Source organism: Flavobacterium nitrogenifigens (assembly GCF_003254565.1).
GTDB lineage: Bacteria > Bacteroidota > Bacteroidia > Flavobacteriales > Flavobacteriaceae > Flavobacterium > Flavobacterium nitrogenifigens.
Genome location: NZ_QJRI01000166.1, coordinates 85,318 through 102,563, shown reverse-complemented (window position 1 = coordinate 102,563; position 17,246 = coordinate 85,318). Strand labels below are relative to the sequence as shown.

Annotated in this window: 16 protein-coding genes; 11 read left to right on the top strand and 5 right to left on the bottom strand. The window is 33.5% G+C overall.

Translation table 11 applies throughout. The features are described from left to right. The first annotated feature begins 68 nt into the window (after positions 1–68). From DM397_RS05730 to DM397_RS05685, 10 genes are all read left to right on the top strand, one after another. Entirely contained in the window at positions 69–437 is a 369-nt protein-coding gene (locus DM397_RS05730; RefSeq protein WP_111376609.1) for a hypothetical protein, read from the top strand. A gap of 75 nt (positions 438–512) precedes the next feature. After that, complete coding sequence (locus DM397_RS05725) at positions 513–1,361, top strand: hypothetical protein (RefSeq protein ID WP_111376608.1); 849 nt, start codon at positions 513–515, stop codon at positions 1,359–1,361. 60 nt (positions 1,362–1,421) lie between these two features. After that, complete coding sequence (locus DM397_RS05720) at positions 1,422–3,419, top strand: TonB-dependent receptor (protein WP_239457804.1); 1,998 nt, start codon at positions 1,422–1,424, stop codon at positions 3,417–3,419. A 192-nt stretch (positions 3,420–3,611) separates the two neighbouring features. After that, on the top strand, positions 3,612–4,544 hold the full coding sequence (nadA, locus tag DM397_RS05715) for a quinolinate synthase NadA (protein ID WP_111376606.1): 933 nt from the start codon (positions 3,612–3,614) through the stop codon (positions 4,542–4,544). A 28-nt stretch (positions 4,545–4,572) separates the two neighbouring features. Then, positions 4,573–6,087 carry an L-aspartate oxidase gene (nadB, locus tag DM397_RS05710; RefSeq protein ID WP_111376628.1) on the top strand — a complete coding sequence of 505 codons (1,515 nt, stop codon included), beginning with the start codon at positions 4,573–4,575 and terminating at the stop codon, positions 6,085–6,087. Positions 6,088–6,119: 32 nt separating this feature from the next. Then, on the top strand, positions 6,120–6,851 hold the full coding sequence (ric, locus tag DM397_RS05705; protein WP_111376627.1) for an iron-sulfur cluster repair di-iron protein: 732 nt from the start codon (positions 6,120–6,122) through the stop codon (positions 6,849–6,851). Between the two features lie 14 nt (positions 6,852–6,865). Further along, positions 6,866–8,989 (top strand): ribonucleoside triphosphate reductase, encoded by a 2,124-nt coding sequence (locus DM397_RS05700; RefSeq protein ID WP_111376605.1) that lies wholly within the window; start codon positions 6,866–6,868, stop codon positions 8,987–8,989. Then, on the top strand, positions 8,970–9,137 hold the full coding sequence (gene nrdD / locus DM397_RS24090) for an anaerobic ribonucleoside-triphosphate reductase (RefSeq protein WP_185957096.1): 168 nt from the start codon (positions 8,970–8,972) through the stop codon (positions 9,135–9,137). The genes DM397_RS05700 and nrdD overlap by 20 nt, the downstream gene beginning before the upstream one ends. After that, the gene (locus DM397_RS05690) at positions 9,091–9,807 is read left to right on the top strand and encodes an anaerobic ribonucleoside-triphosphate reductase activating protein (protein WP_239457803.1); all 717 of its coding nucleotides are present in this window, start codon (positions 9,091–9,093) and stop codon (positions 9,805–9,807) included. Before nrdD ends, DM397_RS05690 begins: the two co-directional genes overlap by 47 nt. Before the next feature lie 20 nt (positions 9,808–9,827). Beyond that, on the top strand, positions 9,828–10,274 hold the full coding sequence (locus DM397_RS05685) for a copper resistance protein CopD (protein WP_111376604.1): 447 nt from the start codon (positions 9,828–9,830) through the stop codon (positions 10,272–10,274). Between the two features lie 80 nt (positions 10,275–10,354). Here the strand turns inward: DM397_RS05685 and aspT are convergent, their stop codons facing one another. From aspT to DM397_RS05665, 4 genes are all read right to left on the bottom strand, one after another. Next, positions 10,355–12,031, bottom strand: a complete 1,677-nt coding sequence (aspT, locus tag DM397_RS05680) for an aspartate-alanine antiporter (RefSeq protein ID WP_111376603.1) — start codon at positions 12,029–12,031, stop codon at positions 10,355–10,357. A gap of 191 nt (positions 12,032–12,222) precedes the next feature. After that, complete coding sequence (locus DM397_RS05675; RefSeq protein WP_111376602.1) at positions 12,223–12,633, bottom strand: hypothetical protein; 411 nt, start codon at positions 12,631–12,633, stop codon at positions 12,223–12,225. 27 nt (positions 12,634–12,660) lie between these two features. Continuing rightward, on the bottom strand, positions 12,661–13,359 hold the full coding sequence (locus DM397_RS05670) for a LytR/AlgR family response regulator transcription factor (protein ID WP_111376601.1): 699 nt from the start codon (positions 13,357–13,359) through the stop codon (positions 12,661–12,663). Then, positions 13,356–14,378, bottom strand: coding sequence for a sensor histidine kinase (locus DM397_RS05665; RefSeq protein ID WP_111376624.1), 1,023 nt, complete (start codon positions 14,376–14,378; stop codon positions 13,356–13,358). Before DM397_RS05665 ends, DM397_RS05670 begins: the two co-directional genes overlap by 4 nt. 141 nt (positions 14,379–14,519) lie before the next feature. On the opposite strand from DM397_RS05665, the gene DM397_RS05660 reads away from it, so the two are divergent. Next, positions 14,520–16,907 carry a TonB-dependent receptor gene (locus tag DM397_RS05660; RefSeq protein ID WP_111376600.1) on the top strand — a complete coding sequence of 796 codons (2,388 nt, stop codon included), beginning with the start codon at positions 14,520–14,522 and terminating at the stop codon, positions 16,905–16,907. Positions 16,908–16,943: 36 nt separating this feature from the next. On the opposite strand, the gene DM397_RS05655 is transcribed toward DM397_RS05660, so the two are convergent. After that, the gene (locus tag DM397_RS05655; RefSeq protein WP_111376599.1) at positions 16,944–17,183 is read right to left on the bottom strand and encodes a hypothetical protein; all 240 of its coding nucleotides are present in this window, start codon (positions 17,181–17,183) and stop codon (positions 16,944–16,946) included. Between the last annotated feature and the right edge of the window lie 63 nt (positions 17,184–17,246).

Genomic DNA, 17,246 nt, shown 5'->3' with positions numbered 1-17,246 from the left:
AAAGTATGATTACAATCATATCCTCAAAAAAAAGTTCATAATACCTTCGTATTCTCAAAAAACAAGTAATGAAGCTTTGTGTTTACATATTTTTATTTGCAGTCGTGTTTAGACCCGCTTTTCCATTTCTGGATTATGTGGTCAACTTCCATTACATTGCAACTGAATTATGCGAAAACAAAAATGCTCCTGAACTTCATTGTAACGGAAAATGTCATTTGAAAAAAGAATTAGCAAAAAGCTATAAAAATGACACGCCAGCTTCTAACGAAAAGAAAAGTGAAACAACAGAAACTGTGGTTTTGTTTATGGTAAAAATCCCAGTATTCTCTTTTGAAAAAAATAGAACTACTACTTTTATAGTAAATGCCTTTTACAACAACTTATATTCTCATTTAGAGGCCGTCAATATCTTCCGCCCTCCAATTTTCATTTGATTTTTATCTCATTTTTTTTCTTCTATCGAATTCATTCGACAGACCTTTTATTATCATCATTTAAATTAAAATCTCATGAAAATTTTAAAATACACAGCCATTTTATTTTTAGCAATCACCTTTTTCTCTTGCTCTTCTAACGACGATTCTTCTTCAATTCCAGTTGACGAAACAAGCGGACTTCATAAAATACAGGAAATCTCAAATGACACTCATACAATAGAATTATTCTCGTCAACAGGTTCTCTGGTGCAGGGATACAATCATATTTCACTTCGAATAAAAGACAAGAAAACTAACAATTATATTACCGATGCTAAACTTGAATGGACACCGCTTATGCACATGAGCATGATGCAGCATTCTTGCCCAAAATCAGTTATCACTAAAGTATCAGACAAAAAGACTTTGTACGAAGGCGATATCATTTTTCAAATGGCGCAAAACGAAACGGAATATTGGGAACTGAGCATTTCATATATAATTGATGGTGCAAGCTACACCGCAACTGACAAAATAAATGTTCCTGCATCTTCAAAACGAACTGTAAGCTCTTTTAAAGGAAGCGACGGAAGCAATTATGTAATTGCCTATATCGCACCATCTTCTCCAAAAGTGGCACTGAATGATATGACAGTAGGTATTTATAAAATGAAGGATATGATGACTTTTCCACTTGCTACTAATTTAAAAATCAAAATCGATCCAAGAATGCCAAGTATGGGAAATCATGGTTCTCCTAATAACACTGATTTGCTTCAATCTGAAACCAACGGCTTTTATAAAGGGAAACTCTCTCTAACCATGACAGGATACTGGAAAATAAACCTTCAGGTATATAATGAAAAAGATGAAGTTCTAAAAGGTGAAGCTGTTACAACAGATAATACATCAAGCAGTCTTTATTTTGAGATTGAATTTTAAATCTAAACAACAATCAGAAAGAGACATAACACAATTTGTCTCTTTCTATTAAAGTAAGAAATGATGAAAAATCTAGCAGCAACCTTCTTGGCTGTATTTTCAACAATATGCTGGGCGCAGGAAAAACCAAATGATAGTCTTGAAACCGTAAAACTTAACGAAATAATTGTCATTGGAAGTAAACCTTCTTTACATCTAAAACAATCAAAATCATTAACCTCTGTAGAAGAATATCTCTCAAAATCATCAAAAGTTAATATGATTAAAAGAGGAGCCTATGCTTGGGAACCAGTTATAAACAACATGGCGACAGAACGTACCGTGATTACTATTGACGGAATGCGCATATTTGGCGCGTGTACCGACAAAATGGATCCGATTACGTCTTATGTTGAGGTTTCAAATTTGGCTGAAGCCAGCGTAGCATCTGGACAGCAAGCAAGCTGTCACGGTGCTGGAATTGGCGGATCTGTCGATTTAAAACGCAATCAGTTTAGTGAGAAAAATACAGGCTGGAACGGCAGTTTAAATTCTGGTTTTGAAAGTAATAATCTTCAAAAAATTATTGGTGCGTCTTTAGGGTATAATGATTCTCGATTTTATACTCATATCGATTTTATGCATCGTGATGCCGATAATTATAAAGCAGGCAATAATAAAGAAGTCAGCTTTTCTCAATTTACCAAATACAATATTTCTGCCAGTGCAGGATATTTTATAAACAAACAAAACCTCTTGGAAGCTTCTGCAATTTATGACAAAGCGACAAATGTGGGCTACCCTGCCCTTCCTATGGATGTTTCTTTAGCCGAAGCTAAAATTGTATCTCTAAGTTATAAATATGTGCCAAAATCTAACCTTATAACAAACTGGGAAACAAAAGGCTATTTTAATTCCATCACCCACCAAATGGACGATACCAAAAGACCAAATGTACCGATACACATGGATATGCCGGGATGGTCTGATACGTATGGTTATTATTCGAGAATTAAGGGAAATATGAAAAACCATAATTTTCTAGCTGACTTGAACGGTTTTTACAATAAGTCAATTGCCGAGATGACAATGTATCCTTCTGATCCAAATGAAAATTTGATGTTTATGTATACTTGGCCAGATGTTAGAACTTTGTACAACGGATTGTCTTTAGAAGATAATATCAAAATTTCTGAAATTGAAAATATTCGAATTGGCGTTAATCTCGGATTTCAAAATAATACCGTAGCAAATGATTTTGGATTAGCAAGTCTTCGTATTTTTTATCCTGATATGGATGCTTCAAAAAACCGCTTCCTGAAAAGTTTTGCAGCAAATTATGCCCAAAATAGGAAGCAATTTGAGTTCGGATTTGGTTTGGCTTACGCCGAAAGAGCCCCGTCGGTTTCTGAAGGCTATGGTTTTTACTTGTATAACAGCAGTGATTTTTACGATTATATTGGAAACCCCAATCTAAAAAATGAAAATGCCATTGAAGGAAACTTTTCTGTTGGATATAAAACATCACAATTAACCGCAAAAATTACAGGCTCTTACTTCTACTTTTCAAATTATATAATAGGTAAAACTGATCCAAATACACTTCCGATGACTATTGGCGCTTCTGGAGTAAAAAGATATGAGGCTATAGACAATGCCAAAATTTTCAATACTGATTTTAATCTGACTTATGATTTTCTTGAAAATTGGCAATTCAAATCTCAGCTTACTTATAGTTCGGGAAAAGATAATGAAGGAAATAATTTGCCATTTATAAGTCCGATAAAATACAGCGCTGGAATCGATTTTAAGAAAGAAAAATTTAACGCAGGAATTAACGCTTTAGGAAATCTAACTCAAAATGAATTTGCAAAAACGTACGGACAAACCAAAACTTCAGATTATCTCATTTTTGGACTTAATGCAGGCTATGCTTTCAATTGGAATCAAAACATTTTAAAATTTCAAACCGGTGTTGAGAATATTTTTGATAAATATTACACCACTTATGCCGACTGGAACAAAATTCCGCGAATGGGCCGAAATGTCTTTGTAAATCTCACTTTCACTTTAGATTAAGATGCTATTATTAAGGTTAACATATACAAACAAATATAAAACAGTATGATTAGAATCATGTTTTGAAAAAAATGATGATAATATATTTACCCTATTAAAATTATGTATTAAAATATATTTTGATATAAGCTTAAAACATAAATACCCAACAGTTTTATAGGTTAACGAAGCCGAAAATTCAAAGAAGAAAAAATGAACAAGAACTTTTTAGTACAAGAAATACTCCGATTGAAAAAGGAAAAAAATGCTGTTATCCTGGCTCATTATTATCAAGATGAGGATATACAGGAAATAGCAGATTTTATAGGAGATAGTCTTGAACTGGCAAAAAAAGCTCAAAATACAAATGCTGATATTATCGTTTTTGCGGGAGTTCACTTTATGGCAGAAACAGCAAAAATTCTAAATCCAAACAAAAAAGTAGTACTACCCGATTGGAACGCTGGCTGTTCGCTTGCTGATGGCTGTCCTCCAGAAGATTTTAGATTATTCAAAGAACAGCATCCCGATCATATTGTGGTTACTTACATCAATTGTTCTGCCCAAATAAAAGCTATGAGCGATTTAGTCTGCACATCGGCAAATGCCAAAAAGATAATCGAATCTATACCAGCAGAACAAAAAATCATATTTGCTCCAGATGAAAATTTAGGCAAATATCTAGAGAAAGAAACCAAACGTGAACTGGTCTTATGGAAAGGCTCTTGTGTAGTGCATGAAGCCTTTTCATTAGACAAACTAATTGAAATATACAGCAACAACCCAACTGCAAAAATTGCAGCACACCCTGAATCTGAAGACCATATTTTAAAAGCAGCACATTACATCGGCTCAACTTCAGGAATTATTAATTTCATTAAAACGGATCCTGCTGCCGTTTTCATTGTGGCCACAGAAGCCGGTATCCTGCATGAGCTTACAAAAGCTGTACCTGATAAAACGCTGATTCCGGCTCCTACCACAGAAGACAACAGCTGTGCCTGCAGTGAATGTGCCTATATGAAAATGAATACACTAGAAAAATTGTATTTGTGTCTTAAAAATGAAAGGCCAGAAATGCTGATTACAGAAGAATTGAGAACAGAAGCGCTAAAGCCTATTAGAAGAATGCTTGAATTATCATAAAAACGCAATAAACTTAAATCAAAATAACATGCTTAAAACAGATATATTGATCATCGGTTCTGGTATTTCAGGATTATTTTTTGCTATGAAAACGGCAAAAAAACGTCCAGACTTATCTATTGTTATAATGACGAAAGAAACAGCCAAAAATACCAATACGCAGCTTGCTCAAGGTGGTATTGCTGTAGTGACAGACCTTATAAAAGACAGTTTTAACAAACACATACATGATACCCTTCGTTCTGGAGGTGGCCTGTGCGATAAAGAAGTCGTTAATATGGTCATTAAACAAGCTCCCGAAAGACTTCAGGAATTAATCGAAATTGGAGCTTCTTTTGATAAAAATGAAAAAGGCCAATGGGACTTAGGATTAGAAGGCGGGCATTCTCAACATAGAATATTACATCATAAAGATAGCTCCGGACAGGAAATCGAGCAGAAACTGCTCAAAATAATCAAGAAAATGCCCAATATTGAGCTTTTAGAAAATCATATGGTCATTGACTTAAATACCGAAACAAAAAAAGCTAAAACTACTTGTACCGGAGCATTTTTCTTTGAAAAAAAACATAACCGAATTAAATACATTAGAGCAAGAACAATTGTTTTATGCACAGGCGGATGCGGTCAGCTTTTTGAAAACACAACAAATCCGAAAATAGCAACAGGAGACGGATTGGCGATTGCAGCACGCGCAGGTGCAGAAATTGTCGATATGCAATACATTCAATTTCATCCAACAGCATTATTTACAGGAAAAGAGAATCCGTTGTTTTTAATTTCTGAAGCTGTTAGGGGTTTTGGTGCTCATATTGTAAATGATGAAGGAAAAAGATTTTTATTTAAATATGATATTCGAGGCGAATTGGCGACAAGAGATATGGTTTCAAGTGCCATTAGTAAAGAACTTCAATTGAGCGGAAAAAATCATGTTTATTTAGACTGTAGACATCTAGACCAGAAAGCTTTTGCAAATCAATTTCCAGTCATCACAGCACATTGCAACGAATTAGGAATCTACCCTGAAAAAGATTTAATTCCTGTTGTACCTGCAGCACATTATCAATGTGGCGGAATTAAAGTGGATCAAAACGGTGTCACTACTATTAAAAATCTCTACGCTATTGGCGAATGTGCTAGAACAGGTCTACATGGAAAAAACCGTTTGGCATCTAACTCGCTTCTTGAAGGTCTGGTCTTTGCACATCAGGCTTCAGAGAATGTAGACAAAACCATTGCCGAATTTATTTTTTCATCACAAATACTAATTCCGAAGTTTCCAAAAGCTCATAATGCTGATGATTACCTTGCTTTTGAAGTACTTAAAAAAGAATTGCAAAAACTGGTTACCACATTCTACACAAGTGAAGAACGTGATGCTGAGTTAGCTTTTCAAAAAATAAAAGACCTTCATAATTATGCTGTTTCGCTTACAGAAGCACACGAAATTACGATTCCGTTTATCGAATTTTCGAACATGATTGCGGCTTCTTTGTTGATCATTAAACAATGTAAAGCTGCAGCAGATCAAAAAATATGCTGAAACCAAAATTAATCTATACCCCAAAAACCATTATGAAACTAACAAGCAAAACAACCATTGGTGAAATCGTCACAGATGATTTCAAAACAGCGGCCATTTTTACAAAATTCAATATTGACTTTTGCTGCAAAGGATATCGAACTATCGAAGAAGTCTGCAAAAAAAGAGATATAGAAGAAAGTGTTCTTATTGAACATATTGAAAAAGCAAGAAGCAGTTCTGCCAATCAGTCTTTTGATTATAAAAGCTGGTCTGCAGATATGATTGCAGATTATATAACTAAAACCCACCATCGATATGTTACAGAAAAGTCTCCTGTTATTTTGGAGTATTTAAATAAATTATGCGGTGTTCACGGTGCGATTCATCCTGAGCTTCATGAAATTCATACTATTTTTTCAAAAACGTATTTGGATCTCACGGCTCATATGAAAAGAGAAGAGTTGGTTGTTTTTCCTTTTATTAAAAAAATGAAAGCCGCACACAGTAAAGGTACAGAGCTGGAAACACCGCCTTTTTTATCTATTGAAGCGCCAATTGCAACCTTAAAAGATGATCATATTACAGAAGGACAACGCTTTAAGAGAATTGCAGCATTAACCAATAATTATACACCGCCTGCTGACTCATGCAACACTTATAAAGTGGCATTTCTGATGCTAGAAGAATTTGACAAAGATTTAAAAAAGCATATGCACTTGGAAAACAACATTCTGTTTCCAAAAGCAATTGAACTTGAAAAAACATTTGAAAAAGTGTCCTAAATAAAAACGAAACCATGGAGAAATATGTAATCAAACGCAACGGAGATTATAAGCCATTTGAAGCTTATAAAATTCAGGATGCCATTCAAAAAGCCTTTCAGAGCGTCAGTCAACCTGTAGACAAGAGAATATTTAAAACTGTTCTTTCTGGTCTTGAGGCAAAATATTCGTGGCCTGTAGAAGAAATTCAAGACATCATAGAAAGAGTGCTTTTTGAAAACGGGTATTTCCAGACGATGCGTTCGTTTATAATTTATCGCCATACGAGAAAATTACAGCGAGAACATATTAATGGTTTAAACGATGACACCACTTACATAGACAGTACGCAAACTGTCGAAGAATACATTAACCAATCAGATTGGCGAATTAATGCTAATGCGAATATTTCGTATTCAAATGCGGGACTAGTCAGTAATACCGCTGGAAAAGTAATTGCCAATTATTGGCTTGACAAAATATATAATAAAGAAGAAGGTTCTGCTCATAGGAATGGCGACATACACATCCATGATTTGGATTGTCTTACCGGATACTGCGCTGGTTGGAGCTTGCGTGTGCTGTTAAATGAAGGTTTTAACGGCGTGCGTGGCCGTGTCGAGAGCAGACCTCCTTCTCATTTTAGAGAAGCATTGGGCCAAATGGCTAATTTCTTAGGAATTTTGCAAAGCGAATGGGCAGGCGCTCAAGCTTTCAGTTCTTTTGATACTTATTTGGCACCTTATGTTTTTAAAGATCAACTTTCTTATGATGAAGTTCTAAAAGGTATCAGAAGTTTTGTTTACAATCTAAATGTACCGGCACGCTGGGGACAATCGCCTTTTACAAATATTACTCTGGATTGGAATGTGCCAGAAGATCTAAAAGAACAGATTCCGACTAGAAATGACGAACATTTATTTTTAAAGGTCACTGATGAAAATCTGATTTTGGAAGCTAAAAACAGAGGCGTTTCAAAACTGATAGATCTGAAATATGCTGATTTTCAAAAAGAAATGAATCTTATTAATAAAGCCTATTACACCATTATGACCGAAGGCGATGCAAACGGACAGCCGTTTACATTCCCTATTCCAACGGTAAACATCACTGAGGATTTTGATTGGAATGGCGAAAATGTCGATTTGCTTTTTGAAAACACAGCCAAAATTGGTTCGTCCTATTTCCAGAATTTTATTGGAAGCCAATATCTATTGGATGATAACGGGAATCGAATCGAAAATCCAGATGCTTATAAACCAAATGCGGTACGCAGTATGTGCTGCCGTTTACAGCTCGATTTAAGAGAATTGCTAAAACGTGGAAATGGTCTTTTTGGAAGTGCCGAAATGACGGGTAGCATTGGCGTAGTAACTATCAATATGGCGCGTTTAGGCTATCTTCATAAAGGAAACATAATTAGTTTGTTCGAACATTTGGACGAATTGCTTCAAATCGCAAAATCAACTTTAGAAAAGAAAAGAATCTTTATCCAGCAAATGTACGACCGCGGACTTTATCCGTATACACAGCGTTATTTGAAGCATTTTAGAAATCACTTTTCTACCATTGGCGTAAACGGAATGAATGAAATGGTTGTGAATTTTTCTGAAGGAAAACAAAATATAACCGACACTTCAGGAATTCATTTTGCAACAGAAATTCTCGATCATATTAGACTGCGAATGAAAGAATTTCAGGAAGAAACTGGAAATCTTTACAATCTAGAAGCAACTCCAGCAGAAGGAACAACGTATCGTTTTGCAAAAGAAGATAAAAAACGCTTTCCAGAGATTTTACAAGCAGGACAAAACGAGAATATTTACTATACCAATAGTTCACAAATCCCGGTCGATCATACCGATGATCCTTTTGAAGCTTTATTGCTTCAAGATGAATTGCAATGCAAATATACTGGCGGTACAGTTTTGCATCTTTATATGAGAGAAAAAATCAGCAGTCCAGAAGCCTGTAAAAACTTCGTGAAAAAAGTTTTAACCAATTTTAAACTGCCTTATATAACCGTAACACCAATTTTCAGCATTTGCCCTATTCATGGCTACTTAAACGGTGAACATGAATATTGCCCAAAATGCGACGAAATTTTACTCAATAAAAACAATCAAAAACACTTGGCTTATGAAAACGAAAACGCATAAAATTCTAGAAGAGAACAAATCCCAAAGAAGCAAATGTTTGGTTTACACACGTGTAATGGGATATCACAGACCTGTAGAAAGTTTTAATATTGGAAAAAAAGGTGAACACCAACAGCGTACACATTTCGAAGAAACCATTATCTATTAAAGGAATATTTAGCCTCACGCCTTTTACTTTATTAGATTATCCGCATAAAACGGCCTGCATTGTGTGGTTTGCAGGCTGTAACATGCGGTGTTTATACTGCTACAATCCTGATATTGTTTTAGGAAAAGGAAAAATAGATTTTGATTCTGTTCTTTCGTTCCTTAGAACCCGAAAAGGATTATTAGATGGGGTAGTATTAAGCGGTGGCGAATGTACTCTACACAAAAAAATAATTGATTTTATAAAAGAAATCAAAACAATGGGATTTGCGGTTAAAATAGATACCAACGGTTCCAACCCTAAAATATTGAATAGCCTGATTCATGATCAATTAATTGATTATGTCGCGTTAGATTATAAAAGTCTTCCTCATACCTTTACAAAACTAACGCAATCAGGCTTATTTTCTGAATTTGAAGAAAGCCTTTCTCTTTTAATTCAATCTAATATTCCGTTTGAAGTTCGCACTACTTTTCATTCTTCTTTAATTACAGAGAATGAATTTGTGAGTATGATAAAATATCTTGAATCTAAGCATTTTGAAGGAAATTATTATGTGCAACACTTTATGAATAATGTGCCAACACTTTCAAAACTAGACAATTCGAACAAAGAAATACAACTTAAAAACTTCTCTACTCCAAAAATAAAAGTTATTTTTAGAGATTGATAACTCAAAATGAACACGTTATGACTTTGCATCATTTTGTACTAATACTTCATCTTTTGGCAGCCACAATCTGGGTTGGGGGTCATTTGCTTTTAGCTATTTGTTACCTTCCGACAGCGTTGAAGAAAAAAGATCCGCAGATCATTCTAAACTTTGAAAAGAAGTATGAAAAACTTGGCATGTCTTCTCTCGCTTTACTCATTATAACCGGAATCTGGATGGCTTATGATTTTGGCGTAACAGCAGAAACCTGGTTTCATTTTTCGAGCGGATTTGAAAAAGTAGTTTCCATAAAACTGATTTTACTTTTCTGTACATTCTTTTGTGCAGTTTGTGCACAATTTTTTATTATTCCAAATCTTAAACCTAATAATATCAATAAAATGGCTGTCATTATATTAACGGTTACTTCAATTGGTGTTACAATGCTAATTTTGGGATCAACGTTGCGTTATGGCGGAATTTAATTAACTCAAACTAACTGATTTTTAATGCAAACGCAATCTCGATTTTTTTGAGATTGCGTTTTAACTTTACAGCTTATTAATTAAGACATCATACCTACAAGAATTGGCCCAAAAGCAGTCAATAATATATTAGCCAATGCGTACGGAATAGTGTAGCCTAAAACAGGAAACTTGCTCCCTGATGCATCTTGAACAGCTTTTAATCCGATTGTTGAGGTACCTGCACCTGTTTGCGCGCCAAGTAATATTAGGGGGTTTATTTTTAATATATATCTTCCAAAATACATTCCGATGATATGAGGAATTAAGGCAACAGCTACACCAGCAAGCAAAATACCAAAACCGGTTTCTTTAAGACCTGAGATAAAACTTGGGCCAGCAGCTAGACCGACAAGTCCGATAAAAGCTGCAAGACCTACATTGTCAAATATCCACAAGGCGGGTTCTGGAATTCTTCCAAAAACTGGAGTTCTAGAATGCAACCACCCAAAGATTAGTCCCATTACCAACGCGCCCCCGCTTGTTGTTAATGTTACTGAAACTCCAAATAAAGTTACCGAAAGCAAACCTAAAAGTCCGCCAAGAACAATACCTAAACCGACAAAAATGATATCTGTCTCCGGAGTTAAACGATCCAAGTAACCTATCTCTTTTGCTGCTTCTTCCAATTTCGCAGGTCGGCCTGAAAGATTCAAAATATCACCCCTATTTAAAACCGTTCTCGACTCTAGCGGTATCTCGTGATTCTCTCTCGTTATTTTGTTTAGCATTAGTCCATGGTAAAAACTGCTTTTTCGAAGTGATTTTACTGTTATTCCTTCAATTGCTTTATTAGTGATTGTAACATCTAAATGTGCTAAGGGGAAATTTAACAATTCTTCATCTAAGATTTCGGGTCCAATAGAAAAGAGACTGTCTAAAATGATTCCATGCTGTCCCATAATAACTAGAACATCATCTTTATAGATAATAGTATCAGGTTTTGGGTCTAACAATTGATGCTTATGGCGTATCCTTTGGATAACAATATTCTTGTTGGAAATTAATCTCTCAAACTCGCTTATGCTGATCCCAATCCATTTCTCATTGGTTATTCTATACGCCCGAATAATCCATCTCTGATAGGCACTTTTCATTCCTGGTCCATATTCAGTTTCACCCGAAATGGTTTCTGCCAGTTTATTACTTTCTTCAACTAAATCAATGCCAAGCAATTTTGGAGCAATTCCAGTCAGAAAAAAAACAAAAGATGCTGCTCCTACGAGATATGTTACAGAATAGGCTACGGGAATATTATTGATTAATCTGGTTTTTTCTGCATCAGCAAGATTTAAGTGGCTGATAGCATCTGAAGCGGTACCAATCACAGTTGATTCAGAAAACGCACCGGCTAACAATCCTGCCGCCGTTCCTATGTCATAACCTAAAAAAGTAGAGACCGAATATGCTACTAAAAGGCATGATAAGCAAATCACCAAAGTAAGCAGTAATTGCGGAAAGGCATTCTTTTTAAAACCTTGAAAAAACTGGGGGCCAACTTTATATCCTGTAGAAAACAGAAAAAAATCAAAAAAAATAGTTTTTACAATACCAGGAATTTTAATATCCAATTGGCCAATTAGCACTCCAGCAAATAAAGTCCCTAATACTACCCCAATTTTAAATGTCCCAATTTTAATGCGCCCGATTAAGAATCCAAGAGACAAGCATAAAAAAAGTGCCAGTTCAGGATGTTCTCTAAGTATAGCTGTAACCATATTACATTCTCTTTTTTAGATAAATTTAATCAAAAAAAGAATACATTATACTTAAAACATTTATAAACAACAAATTACAAGTGTCATGCTAGAAATAAAAAGATAGTCGCGGATATTATATCAGATTTAGATATCCTTGTTTGAGTGTTACGCCCGTACTTAAATTTATGTTCACGAATTAAATTGGGAGATCAGCGCTTCGTTATAGTTGGATTTAAATTATGCTGTTTACTTTTTAGCAAATATTCATCTGCCATTCTTCTTGTTTCTTTATCTAAATATTTCTCATTAGTAGTTAAAATATCATAAACATCAAAAGAAGCCACTTTATAATTATACTTGTTTGACATTATTAAGGCGTAATACAAGAAACCTGTAAATTTGTGTTCTCCAATATAATGGATAGCTTTTAATTCATTGTAAGCCAAAGTATCTCCCTTACTCATAACAAGATAATCCAAACTATCCATAAGTTTTTTATTCTCGAGTTTTCTTCGAAAATAACTAGCTGAATTATCGTCTGAAATTACAACTTTATTATTGCTGTTCTTCTTATCACAAGAAAATAGCAAGAAAATTAAAATAATAATATGCCATTTCATAATTAATCTATCTAAGCATTACTATATTTAAACCAACCACTCACTAACCAATTTCCTATACGTTTCCCCTATTGGCAAAGCATTTCCGCTTTTCATTACAATCTGATTTCCATCAATTACTTTAATTTTATCTTTTGGAATAATATACGAACGATGAATTCTAATAAATTGATTTGATGGAAGTTTCTCCAGAATATCTTTCATATTTTCTAAAGCCATAATTTTTTCATCATTGGTATGAATGCGAATATAATCTCGTAATCCTTCAATATATAAAATATCATTTAGAGCAATTTTATAATGCTTACGGTCCGCTTTTACGAATAGATAATCATCTCCTGTTTTTTCTGGAACTTGAAAAGTTTCTTGCCAACGAATAAATTTCTCGACACTTTGATAGAATCGATTAAACGTAATGGGTTTCAACAAATAATCAATCACATGAAACTGAAAAGCTTCCAAAGCATACTGCGGATAAGCCGAAGTAATGATAAAATTATATTTCTGATTGAACATCTGCATCAATTCAATTCCTGTTAATTGCGGCATTTGAATATCAATAAAAATCAAATCGACCGATTCTGAATTTAAAACTTCAATTGCTTTAAAAACATCACTATCAGCATATAAAACATTCAATCTCGAAATTTTAGAAGCATAATCGGCAATTAGTTTTACGGCAAAAGGTTCGTCATCCAGAATAATGCAGTTTATTTTTTTATTCATTTTAAATCTATTTCAAGTTCGGCTGTAAAATGGTTTTCTTCTTTAGTAATTTTAATTTGGTGTTTTTCGGGATAATGAATCTGTAAACGCTTTTGCAAATTATCTAAACCAATTCCGCCCAAACTATCTTTTTTCTGCGTTCCGATTTTATTCTTCACTTTAAAAATCAATTTTTCAGAAGAAACTTTTAGCTGAATTTCTATTGGTTCTGAGTCTGAAACTTCTCCATGTTTTAAAGCATTTTCTACCAAAGGAGACAAAATGTATGGCGGAATTTCTTCGAACTGATTTTCAATTTCCACATTAAAATCAATTCGAACATTGTCTTGATGACGCAATTGCTCGAGTTCAATATACGCTTTTATATAATCAACTTCATCTGAAAGTTTGATCTTTTCTTTCTGCGATTCGTAAGTCGTAAAACGCATAATCTGACTCAATTTATCAATTGCAATCAATGACTTATCTGATTGAAAATAAACCATTGAGTAAATATTATTTAAAGTATTAAATACAAAATGTGGATTAATCTGCGCTTTCAAAAATTTGATTTCGGTATTCTTATTTTCTTCTAGAATAAGCTTGTTGTATTCCAAAAGGCGAATCGAATAAATCACAAACCAAAGAAAAGAACTCAAAATAATAGACATACTGCTATAATGCAAATTATCGAGCATATAACTGAAAAAATTAACGTTGGTATAATTTACTCTATCAAACAGAAATTTGGTAATAATTTGCTCAAAAAAGAATCTTAGAAAAGTAAAAACGAGATACGAAACAAAAGCTCCAACAAAAAGTCTTTTCCAGTTAAAAGCTTTGAAAACGGCTTTCATTACGATCAAATAATGGAAATAAAATGTAATAATGAAAACAATAAAATAAGTACAAAGAAATAGATCGGGTACAGAAAATCGTGCTCCAATCGGATTTTTCACGAAAGTGAAATATGAAATTAAAAGCCAATAAATAATATGAATTAGACATTCGAGCCTTTTGGTTATAGTTCCTTTATACATTCGATATATTTTTAAAACAAAGATATACATTCAGTAAAAAGCATTTTAACGGGTTTGCAGATTAATCGAAGGGGTTTGTCGATAAAAGTGGCTTTTGGGTTTTAATTCTAACAGTTTTGTCCTGTAATTAAAATCAAAACCATGAACAGAATCATTTTAGTATCTATCCTATTTCTATTTCAAATCAACATATTCGGACAACAATTCTCAATAAAAGGAAAAATCATCAATCAGAATAAAACACCGCTAGAATTTGCAACAGCAACTTTATTAAAAACCGACAAAACATTATATCAACAAGCTTCAACTGATAGTTTAGGTAATTTTACTTTAAATCCTGAAAAAGGGAACTATAAGTTAATTATAGAACAATTTGGAACTGAATTCTGTGCCAAAGAAATAATCGTACATCAAGATCTTGATTTAGGAATAATTGAGGTGAAAGAATTCCTGCAATTAGACGGCGTAACCATTAATTCAAGAAAAAAACTGGTAGAGCAAAAAGTCGATCGACTGGTTTTTAATGTCGAAAATTCTGTTGTTGCAACTGGCGGAACTGCTTTGGATGCTTTAAAATCTACACCAACGGTTAGAGTTCAAAACGAAACAATCTCTATTGTTGGAAAAGGAGAAGTTTTGGTTATGATTGATGATCGTTTGAACAAAATGACTCAGGAAGATCTCGTTGCATTTCTTAGATCAATTCCTGCTGATAACATAAAAAGCATCGAAGTAATTACAACGCCTCCAGCAAAATACGAAGCGGAAGGAAACAGCGGTTTAATTAACATTAAATTGAAAACAGCTAAGGCGAATTCTTGGAATGCAAATCTCGGAACTACGTATGTGCAAAGAAGTTATGCAAGCGGAAACATAAACGGATTATTTATCTACAATTACAATAAATTATCACTTCAAGCTTCTATTAATAAAGGAATAGATCAGTTTCGTACCACTTCTGATGCTAGAATTTATTATCCAAATGAACTTTGGAAACAAGATATTGCAACTAAGTCAAAAACAAATTTATTGAGCATTGGTTTTGGTGCCGACTATAAATTAACGGAGAAATGGACTTCTGGAATAAAATATTTAGGGAGCTTTAATGACAGAACTTCAGCAAATAATCCGTTGACTACTCGTTATAATACTTCTGGCGAAATTAATTCTTATATTTTGTCTCATGTAAATGCACAGAACAGCCCTCAAATGAATTCTATAAATTGGAATAATGTTTTTACATTAAATAATGAAGGCAAAAACATTACTGTAGATTTAGATTATTTCAACTATCAAAAAGACGATTCTCGTGTGTTTTCGGGCAATGAAATGGATAATGAAAAAGAGAATATTCCAGAAACTAATTTCGCAGCAATCAATTCTAACTTAAACCAATTGAAAAATTATTCAGCAAAAATTGATGTTTCTATTCCTTATTCTTGGGCGAATATCAGCTTTGGCGGAAAAGGATTTTACACCAATACCAAAAACAATCTGACCGTTTTTGATAACGAAACTGGAACTCCAATCTTGAACACTGAGTCTTCAAATATTTTCAATTACAAAGAATACAATGAAGCAATCTATTTTTCTGCAAACAAAAAATTGAACGAGAAATGGGAAACGCAAATTGGCTTAAGAGCCGAAGCCACACAAACTGAAGGTTATTCTGAAAATCTGAATCAAACTAATAAAAACAATTATATTAAATTGTTTCCAACAGCTTATTTGACTTACAATGCAAATGACAATAATACCTATTCGCTAAACTACAGCCGAAGAATCCGCAGACCCGATTTTGATTATTTGAATCCGTTTGTCATTAGAACCAGTCCATTTTATTATTCTGAAGGAAATCCGTTTTTGAAACCTTCAATTATAGACAATTTTGAGTTTTCTTATATCAGAAATCAAAAATGGGTAAATACAATCTATTTTTCTCAGGTTTCAAATTTCGGGCAACAATTAGCCATTATTGATCCTGAAACGAATATTACGAAAAGTACGCCAATCAACTATGCTGACACTTACCAAATAGGTCTTTCAACATACTACAATTTCAATAAATATGCTTGGTGGAACAGCTTTATGGGATTTAATCTAAATTATCAAAATGTAAAATCTAGAACCAATTTAATTGCTTCTGTAGATGGTTACAACGGTTATATTTACAGCAATAACGATTTTACCGTAAATCAATCTAAAACTCTTTTTCTTGGTTTAAATTATGGTTTGCAATTGCCAGGACGCTATCAGGTTTTTAATATTTCTACTTTGAATATTTTAGATATATCTGTCAAATTTCTAGCCTTAAAAAAGAATCTTTCGATTACTTTAACTGGAGAGGATTTATTGAATGCGCAAAAACCTTTAATTTCTTATTATTCAAACGGCATTAAAAACACGATGAAAAACTACAATGATTCTAGAGCTTTTAGAATTGCTCTGAGTTATAAATTCGGGAATCAAAATGTAAAATCTAAAGAAAGAAATTTTGGAAATGAAGAGGAAAGAAATAGAGCGAATTAATATACAATTTATCTATCATAAATGAAAAAGCTATTTCTATTTCCAACCAGGAAAAGACGTTTCTAAAGTATCTATTGGATTAGAACATGGGAAATATTTAGCATAGCTTACTTGAATAAATTCGTTTTTTTCAAAATTCAAAGCAATATCTTCAGTTACCTTCGTAACGTTTCCTCTTTTCCTAATTATAACCAAAATAACTAAATTTTCATCATTGCATGTAATCTTACTTAATTTGTTACTATAGATTTTGTAACCTTCGTCTGAACTATTCATATCTAATTCTGAAGATCCTTTTGACTTATTTATTAACGCAGTCGAAAAGTAGGTATCCTCAAA

Excerpts from the sequence above, each read along its gene's own strand:
- DM397_RS05730 (WP_111376609.1), top strand. The coding sequence starts at position 69 with ATGAAGCTTTGTGTTTACATATTTTTATTTGCAGTCGTGTTTAGACCC.
- DM397_RS05725 (WP_111376608.1), top strand. The coding sequence starts at position 513 with ATGAAAATTTTAAAATACACAGCCATTTTATTTTTAGCAATCACCTTT.
- DM397_RS05720 (WP_239457804.1), top strand. The coding sequence starts at position 1,422 with ATGATGAAAAATCTAGCAGCAACCTTCTTGGCTGTATTTTCAACAATA.
- nadA (WP_111376606.1), top strand. The coding sequence starts at position 3,612 with ATGAACAAGAACTTTTTAGTACAAGAAATACTCCGATTGAAAAAGGAA.
- nadB (WP_111376628.1), top strand. The coding sequence starts at position 4,573 with ATGCTTAAAACAGATATATTGATCATCGGTTCTGGTATTTCAGGATTA.
- ric (WP_111376627.1), top strand. The coding sequence starts at position 6,120 with ATGAAACTAACAAGCAAAACAACCATTGGTGAAATCGTCACAGATGAT.
- DM397_RS05700 (WP_111376605.1), top strand. The coding sequence starts at position 6,866 with ATGGAGAAATATGTAATCAAACGCAACGGAGATTATAAGCCATTTGAA.
- nrdD (WP_185957096.1), top strand. The coding sequence starts at position 8,970 with ATGAAAACGAAAACGCATAAAATTCTAGAAGAGAACAAATCCCAAAGA.
- DM397_RS05685 (WP_111376604.1), top strand. The coding sequence starts at position 9,828 with ATGACTTTGCATCATTTTGTACTAATACTTCATCTTTTGGCAGCCACA.
- aspT (WP_111376603.1), bottom strand. The coding sequence starts at position 12,031 with ATGGTTACAGCTATACTTAGAGAACATCCTGAACTGGCACTTTTTTTA.
- DM397_RS05675 (WP_111376602.1), bottom strand. The coding sequence starts at position 12,633 with ATGAAATGGCATATTATTATTTTAATTTTCTTGCTATTTTCTTGTGAT.
- DM397_RS05670 (WP_111376601.1), bottom strand. The coding sequence starts at position 13,359 with ATGAATAAAAAAATAAACTGCATTATTCTGGATGACGAACCTTTTGCC.
- DM397_RS05665 (WP_111376624.1), bottom strand. The coding sequence starts at position 14,378 with ATGTATAAAGGAACTATAACCAAAAGGCTCGAATGTCTAATTCATATT.
- DM397_RS05660 (WP_111376600.1), top strand. The coding sequence starts at position 14,520 with ATGAACAGAATCATTTTAGTATCTATCCTATTTCTATTTCAAATCAAC.
- DM397_RS05655 (WP_111376599.1), bottom strand. The coding sequence starts at position 17,183 with ATGAATAGTTCAGACGAAGGTTACAAAATCTATAGTAACAAATTAAGT.